Source organism: Variovorax sp. GW531-E2 (assembly GCF_059423125.1).
The window spans coordinates 1-2,060 of record NZ_JBWKXQ010000131.1 but is presented as its reverse complement, the minus strand read 5'-3'; the positions used below and the strand labels follow the sequence as shown (position 1 = coordinate 2,060).

Sequence of the window (2,060 nt, the reverse complement as noted above, 5' to 3'; positions counted from 1 at the left end):
CCCGGCGCCCGCGCCCGCACCGCCTCCCGCGCCTGTCGCCGTGGTCGCCGAACCGGCCCCCATCGCCACCGAGCGCAAGAGCTGGTTCGACAAGCTCAAGACCGGCCTGCGCAAGACCGGCACCGGCATCCAGGCCGTGTTCGTCAACGCGCAGATCGACGACGCGCTGTATGAAGAGCTCGAATCGGCGCTGCTCATGGCCGACACCGGCGTCAAGGCCACCGAGTTCCTGCTCGACGACCTGAAGGTGCGCGTCAAGCGCCAGATGGCCACCGACGCCTCGCAGGTCAAGCGCCTGCTGGCCGACGCCGTCACCGACCTGCTCAAGCCGCTGGAGAAGCCACTGGTCATCGGCGAGTACACGCCCACCGTGATCATGGTGGCCGGCGTCAACGGCGCGGGCAAGACCACCTCCATCGGCAAGCTCACCAAGCACCTGGCCACCGAGGGCGCTTCGGTGCTGCTGGCCGCGGCCGACACCTTCCGGGCGGCGGCGCGCGAGCAGCTGCTGGTCTGGGCCGACCGCAACACCGTCGAGATCGTGAGCAACGAAGGCGGCGACCCCTCGGCCGTGAGCTTCGACGCGGTGAACGCCGGCAAGGCGCGCGGCAAGGACGTGGTGCTGGTCGACACGGCCGGGCGCCTGCCCACACAGCTGCACCTGATGGACGAGCTCAAGAAGATCAAACGCGTCGTCACCAAGGCCGACGCCACCGCGCCGCACGAGGTGCTGCTGGTGATCGACGGCAACACCGGCCAGAACGCGCTGGCACAGGTCAAGGCCTTCGACGAGACCCTGGGCCTCACGGGCCTCATCGTCACCAAGCTCGACGGCACCGCCAAGGGCGGCGTGCTGTGCGCCATCGCGCGCGAGCGGCCGATTCCGGTGTACTTCATCGGCGTGGGCGAAAAGCTCGAGGACCTCGAGACCTTCAACGCCCGCGAGTTCGCGCAGGCACTCCTGGGCTGACCGGCGCTTTCGCCGCTTTTCGCTTCGGTTAAAAAAAACGGTCCCCGACTCGCGCCGGGGACCGTCAGCTCCCTGTCTTTCTTTTTTCTCCCTTTGTATTTCCCCCTGCGTGTGTGCCTCTTCGGAAATCAGAAACCGAACGGTGACGTCGGGCCGCACAACGGGCTGACGTTGCAATCGGTCGGTGTGAAGTAATAGGCCTTCTGCTCGCTGGTGCCCAGCGCCAGGTGTCCGAGCAGCGCCGCCTTCTTGGCCCCTTCGGCGTTCGCCTGCTGGATGAGGGCCGTGGTGTTGGTGGCTGGTGCAAGCGAATAGAAGTTGAAGGTCGTCGACTGCGACAGGTCCTTGGCGTAGAGCACACCGTTGCCCCCCGCAAAGAGGAGTTCGCCCCGGAAACGGAAGCCACGGCTTCCGCGCTCGTTGAATTGCGCAAGGTACCCAGCGTGATCACCGCTGATGTCACCCATCTCGTAGGCGAAGGTGGCGTTGCCAACCGAGCTCTTCTCATAGACGGCGACCGTGCCCGCCGGATCTCCGGTTATGAATGCGGTCGTCCGGTTGAAAAAGCCGCTCGCGCCTTGGGTGTTCGCCTGCGTCAGGTAGTCCGCCTTGCTCTTAGGCGCCAGCTCGACACGGTAGCTGTAGGTGGCAGTGTCGGCGCTGCTCTTGCGGTAGAAGTAGAAGGTCTCGCCACCGACGCTCCACTCGCCCGCCCATTGGAAGCCCCGCGCACCGGCTTCATTCAGCTGGTTCAGCAGGTCCGCGTTGGACGTGGCCTGCGGCTTCTTCTCGTAGCTGTAGGTCGCATCGACGGTCTTCACGAACCCATCAACCTGATCGACAGTGGTCGGGCTGGTCATGAAAGAGAAACCGCTCAGGAAACGGAACCCGCGCGCGCCCTGTGCAGCGAGGCTGTCGAAGAAGGCCGACGTGGCGGTCGCAGCCGGCAGGCCCTCGTACAGGAAAGTGGTCGCGCCCGGATTCGGCGCGGGTGCGGGGGCCGGCGCTGGTGTGGGTGCAGGCGCCGGGGCTGGTGCCGGTGCGGGCGGCGGGGCCGGCGGCGGCAACACGAAGCCACCACCACCACCAC

General features: G+C 66.5%; 2 protein-coding genes. One reads left to right on the top strand and one right to left on the bottom strand.

Features of this window, described 5'->3' with window-relative positions; genetic code table 11:
• On the top strand, positions 1-970 hold a 970-nt coding region (ftsY, locus tag AC07XP_RS32250), incomplete at its 5' end, for a signal recognition particle-docking protein FtsY (protein WP_495266957.1).
• Positions 971-1,098: 128 nt separating this feature from the next.
• Here the strand turns inward: ftsY and AC07XP_RS32245 are convergent.
• Positions 1,099-2,060: hypothetical protein (locus AC07XP_RS32245; RefSeq protein ID WP_495266956.1), on the bottom strand; the 962-nt coding region annotated here is incomplete at its 5' end.